The organism is Streptomyces sp. 8N706, from assembly GCF_052245415.1.
Lineage (GTDB): Bacteria > Actinomycetota > Actinomycetes > Streptomycetales > Streptomycetaceae > Streptomyces.
On record NZ_JBQQBW010000200.1, the window covers coordinates 1 to 5,358 of the forward strand.

At 72.1% G+C, this 5,358-nt stretch carries 5 protein-coding genes; 3 read left to right on the forward strand and 2 right to left on the reverse strand.

Going from position 1 to position 5,358, the window contains the following annotated elements; translation table 11 throughout:
* Positions 1-34: 34 nt before the first annotated feature.
* The 3 genes from thiE to ACTWQE_RS33470 all read left to right on the forward strand — a co-directional run bounded on the left by thiE (position 35) and on the right by ACTWQE_RS33470 (position 2,767).
* Positions 35-685 (forward strand): thiamine phosphate synthase, encoded by a 651-nt coding sequence (gene thiE, locus ACTWQE_RS33460; RefSeq protein ID WP_443332856.1) that lies wholly within the window; start codon positions 35-37, stop codon positions 683-685.
* Positions 686-856: 171 nt separating this feature from the next.
* Entirely contained in the window at positions 857-1,774 is a 918-nt protein-coding gene (metF, locus tag ACTWQE_RS33465) for a methylenetetrahydrofolate reductase [NAD(P)H] (protein ID WP_443332857.1), read from the forward strand.
* A 33-nt stretch (positions 1,775-1,807) separates the two neighbouring features.
* A complete protein-coding gene (locus ACTWQE_RS33470; protein WP_443332858.1) occupies positions 1,808-2,767 on the forward strand; it encodes a hypothetical protein in 960 nt (319 codons plus the stop codon).
* Between the two features lie 37 nt (positions 2,768-2,804).
* On the opposite strand, the gene ACTWQE_RS33475 is transcribed toward ACTWQE_RS33470, so the two are convergent.
* Together ACTWQE_RS33475 and ACTWQE_RS33480 are read right to left on the reverse strand one after the other, a co-directional pair.
* Positions 2,805-4,367, reverse strand: coding sequence for a phytoene desaturase family protein (locus ACTWQE_RS33475; RefSeq protein WP_443332859.1), 1,563 nt, complete (start codon positions 4,365-4,367; stop codon positions 2,805-2,807).
* Between the two features lie 48 nt (positions 4,368-4,415).
* On the reverse strand, positions 4,416-5,057 hold the full coding sequence (locus tag ACTWQE_RS33480) for a DUF4126 domain-containing protein (protein ID WP_443332860.1): 642 nt from the start codon (positions 5,055-5,057) through the stop codon (positions 4,416-4,418).
* Between the last annotated feature and the right edge of the window lie 301 nt (positions 5,058-5,358).

Below are 5,358 nucleotides of genomic sequence, written 5' to 3' on the forward strand. Positions count from 1 at the left end.
CCCCCCCCCCCCCCGCCGCCGACCCGGGGGGACCATGGCCACCGCTGCCGTACACCTCGCAGATGCCCGGCTCTATCTCTGCACCGACGCGCGCAAGCGCCAGGGCGATCTTTCGGAGTTCCTCGACGCGGTGCTCGCCTCGGGTGTGGACATCGTGCAGCTGCGGGACAAGGGCATGGAGGCCGGCGAGGAGCTGGAGCACCTGGCCGCGTGCGCCGACGCCTGCCGGCGGCACGGGAAGCTGCTCGCGGTCAACGACCGCGCGGATGTCGCGCACGCCATCGGCTCCGACGTGCTGCATCTGGGCCAGGGCGATCTTCCGGTCCCCGCCGCGCGCGCGATACTCGGCGACTCCGTGATCATCGGACGCTCCACCCATGCCGAGGCGGAGGTGGCCGCGGCGGCCGCCGAGCCCGGCGTCGACTACTTCTGCACCGGACCCTGCTGGCCCACGCCGACCAAGCCGGGCCGGCACGCCCCGGGCCTGCCGCTGGTCCGGTACGCCGCCTCGCTGGAGCCCGTACGGCCGTGGTTCGCGATCGGCGGCATCGACGCGTCCAACCTCGACGAGGTGCTGGACGCGGGGGCCCGGCGGGTGGTGGTGGTCCGCGCGATCACGGAAGCCGACGACCCGGGTGCGGCGGCGGCCGATCTGGCGAAGCGCGTACGTGAGCGCAGCGCGTGACCGGGGCGCGGGCGGACCGTGGCCCAGGCGTGTCCGGCGTCGGCCATGGCGGGGGCGTGGCCGTAACCCGTCGTTCATGCCGGGACCAGCATGTGGACCAGAAGCCGACTAACCGGTCATATCGTCGGCTTTGATTGGGCCCTCCGCCCAGCGGATGGATAGCCTGCCGGTATGGCCCTAGGCACTGCTTCCACCCGGTCGGACCGCGCACATACGGTCCGTGATCTGCTTGCTTCCGGTAAGCGGTCATTCTCGTTCGAGTTCGCCGCCCCGAAGACGGAGAAGGGCGAGCGGACCCTGTGGAACGCCATTCGCCGGATCGAGGCGGTCGCCCCGACCTTCGTCTCCGTGACCTACGGCGCGGGCGGCTCGTCCCGTGAGGGGACCGTGCGCGCCACCGCGCGGATCGCGACCGACACCACCCTCACCCCAGTGGCGCATCTGACCGCGGTGAACCACTCCCTCGCGGAGCTGCGCAACATCATCGGCCACTACGCGGACGCCGGGATCCGCAATATGCTCGCCCTCCGCGGCGACCCGCCCGGCGATCCGATGGGCGAGTGGGTGCGACATCCCGACGGGGTGCAGTACGCGGCCGATCTCGTCCGGCTGATCAAGGAGTCGGGCGACTTCTGCGTCGGTGTCGCGGCCTTCCCCGAGATGCATCCGCGCTCGACGGACTGGGACAGCGACGTCCGGCACTTCGTCGACAAGTGCCGTGCGGGCGCCGACTTCGCGATCACCCAGATGTTCTTCTACCCGGAGGACTATCTGCGACTGCGGGACCGGGTCGCGGCGGCGGGTTGCCAGACCCCGATCATCCCGGAGATCATGCCGGTCACGAACGTCCGGCAGATCGAGCGGTTCGCGGAGCTCAGCAATGCCGCCTTCCCACCGGAGCTGGCCGAGCGCATCCTTGCGGTCAAGGATGACAAAGCCGCTGTACGCTCCATTGGGATCGAGTACGCCACGGAGCTGTGTGCGCGGCTGATGTCCGAGGACATCCCCGGGTTGCACTTCATTACCCTCAACCACTCCACGGCAACGCTGGAAATCTACGAGAATCTGGGACTGCACCAGCAGTCCTGACGGTGGCCGGAAAGCGGCGGAAGTGGGGCGTACATGGGCTGGACGATCCTCTACATCGCATTCGGCATCGTCGCGCTGTGGCTGCTCGGCGAGGTGCTGTTGCAGTACAAGGCGCGCCTGCGCTGGCGGCTGCTGGCCTTCGCCGGCTTCCTGGGTGTCGTCCTCGGTGTGCTGCTGCCGTCGGTGATCGTCATCGGCGTGGGTGCCATCGCGTTCGCGATCGGGCAGACCTATGTCACGCTCTCGTTCCGGCAGGGCTTCTCCAGGGGCTGGGCTCTGACCCCGCCTGCCCTCAGCGGGCGGCGCAAGGACGCGGCGATGACTCCCATGGAGCCGACGCTGGAGGTCTCGGATCTCGAGGCGCATCCCGTGGAGGAACCCGAGGGCGCAGCCGCACCGGAGGTCCACCACCCGCAGCCGATACCTGACGACACCGGCCAGTACGGCGTCTACACCGACTCCGCGCACGGCACCGGCCCGCAGAGCCCGTACGCCGAATCGCAGAGCCCGTATGCCGGATCGCAGGGTGCGTACGCGGAATCGCAGGGTGCGTACGCGGAATCGCAGAGTGTGTACGCGGACCAGCAGAGCCTCTACGCCACCTACGGCGACTACGGCCAGGACAGCTACGCGGCCCAGGCCCAGGCGGGTTACGCGGGCCAGGCCCAGGGCGGGTACGCGGCGCAGTACGACTACGGGAACGGCCAGTACGCCGCGTACTCCGACCCCTACGTCGCCAATGGCGTCGACAGCACACAGCAGTACGACCCGTACGGTGCCTACGGCGGGCAGCAGTACGACTACGGCACCGGGCAGTACACCGCGGATCCCTACGTAGCGGCCGCCCCGCCCTACAGCGACACTCCGCCCGGGGGAGTCTGGGTCCCTCAGCAGCGTGAGGACGACCAGCCGCCGGCCCCTCCGGCCCAGGAGGAGCAGACGTACCCGTACCAACCGGACTACAACACCGGCTACGGCGAGTACCGCTACTGAGCTGCCACGGGACGGTGGCCGCGCCGCGCGGCCGGCGTCACTGTGAGCCCCGCCAGTCGGCGCCCTCCACGATCAGCCCGGCGACCAGCGCACCCGACATCCCGGTGTGGGCGAGCCCGCCCCCGGGGTGGGACCAGCCACCCACCAGATACAGCCCCGGCACCCGCCCGGTGTTGGCCGGATGCAGCTGCCGCCCCCCGGCCCCCGCCAGCGCGGGACCCGGTACCGAACCGCCCTCGGCGCCCGTCTCCTCGGCGGTGTCCGCCGGGGTACGGACCTCGCGCCACAGCAGCCGGTCCCGCAGCCCCGGTATCGCCGCTTCCGCAATCGCGACCACACGGTCCGCGTCCCTGCGCACTGCGTCCTCGTCGAGCCAGTCCACCGGTCCGTGGGGAGGCACGACCGCGGACAGCGTCACCGTCTCGTGCTCCGCGTCGGGGACCAGGGTGGGGTCGTCCGGCCGCACCACGGTGACCGTGGGAAATTCGCACAGCCTCTCCTGCAGCGTCGGCTCGGGGTCGAACAGCGAGCCCAGCTCGTCCCCGCGGTCGGCCGAGTGCACCACCGTCCGGTGGGCCGCTCCGTCGGGGCGTGCGCCACGCAGGGCGAGGCAGACCGTGAACCGGCCCGGCACCCGGGCGGGCGTGCCGGGATCCGGCCGCACATCCCCGTCCTCCCACAGTCCGTGGCCCTGCCACGGCGACCCCGCCGTGCCGCTGAGCATCCGCTCCAGCCGCCGCGGATCGATGCCCGCGACCACCGAGTCCGCCTCCGCGACCGACCCGTCCGCCAGCTCGACCCCCGCCGCCCGGCCGTCCTTCTCCAGAACGCCCACCACGGCCGAGCCGAAGGCGAACTCGACCCCGCGCGCCAGACAGCGCTCGTACAGCGCCCGCGCCAGGGCCCGCATGCCCCCGCGCACATACCACGACCCGAAGGTCTGCTCGATGTAGGGCAGCACGGCCGCGCTCGGGGGGACGGTCACGGGATCGAAGCCATGAGCCAGCGCGTAACTCTCCAGCAGGGCCACCAGCCGCGGGTCGCGCAGCTCGCGGCGGGCCACGTCGGCGAGCGTGTCCGGACGCCGGCCGCGCCCGAACAGCCCGCGCTTGCGCACCGCCGGGTACGGCTCGCGGCCGAGGAGCCGCCAGTCCTTCCGCAGCGGCTCCTCCAGCAGCGGTCTGCGCGTCGCCTCCCAGACGTCGCGCGCGCGGTTGACCAGCTCGCTCCAGCGCTCACCCGCGCCTGCCCCGAGCGCGGCGTCCAGCGCCTCGACGACGCCCGCCCGGGAGGCGTTCGGCAGAGCCACCTCGGTGCCGTCGGCGAAGACATGGCGGCCGGCCGGGTCCACCTGGGAGAGTTCCACGCACTGCTCCAGGGGCTCCTTGCCGGTCTTGACGAACAGATCGCGGTAGACCGCGGGCAGGTGGAGCAGGCCCGGTCCCGTGTCGAAGCCGAAGCCGTCGCGCTCAAGGCGCCGCACACCGCCCCCGTAGGTCTCCGCCCGTTCGTACACCGCCACCCGGTGGCCCGCCACGGCCAGCCGGGCGGCCGCCGCCATCGAGCCCATCCCGGCGCCGATCACCGCAATACGTGCCATGGACGAGACCTTAGCCGCAGCCACCGACACCATGTGGCCGTCCCGCCATCACCATGGCGCGGGTGGTCCGCCGTCCGCCGCGCCGCGTGCCGCGCCACCCCTTGCGAGCTGCTTCTCCGCGCGCCGCCGGCGCCTGCGGCGCACGAACCGGCGGATGCGGGAGGCGAGGAAGATCACTACGGCGAGGCCCAGGACGAGCAGGGCGGCCGCGACGACCGCGGCGGCGACCGGGTGGAACATCGCGAAGGTGACCAGCCCGGCGACACCGAGGTCCTCGGCAAGGCTCACCACGATATTGCTCGCGGGCTCGGGTGAGGTGTTGACCGCCATCCGGGTCCCGGCCTTGACCAGATGGCTCAGCAGCGCCGTGGAGCCGCCCACCGCGCCGGCCGCCGCCTGCGGCAGCGAGCCGTCCTGCCCGGCGAGCAGCGCGCCGACCACGGCACCCGCCACGGGCCGTACGAGGGTGTGGACGGAGTCCCAGACGGAGTCCATGTAGGGGACCTTGTCGGCGACCGCCTCGCAGAGGAACAACAGGGCCGCGACGGTCAGGACCTCGGGCCGCCGGAGTGGTTCGGGCACCTCTTCCGAGACCCCGGTGGCACCGAACAGACCCAGCAGCAGGACGACGGCATAGGCGTTGATCCCGCTCGCCCAGCCGCTTGTGAACACCAACGGAAGCACCGACACCCCGGGATCGTAGCCAAGAGGGGGCGATGTCCGTGTGGGCAGGAGTGCGCAGCCCTGAGTAGGTGTACCTAGCCGCCGAGATGAGTAGCCGCGCGGATGGGCGGGGACCTGTGCGGACGGAAGAGTGGAGACCGCGGAAGGGGCGCGGTGCCGACACCGCCGACACGGGGCGGCGGAACGGTGCGGCACCCCGGCCGCAGGGGGAGGGCGCCACGGGGGATTCGGGGCGCCCGACGGGGGAGGGGGACGCGGGGGAAACATGGGGGGACGGGGGAAGCGCCGTCCATTGCGGCTCCGGGGG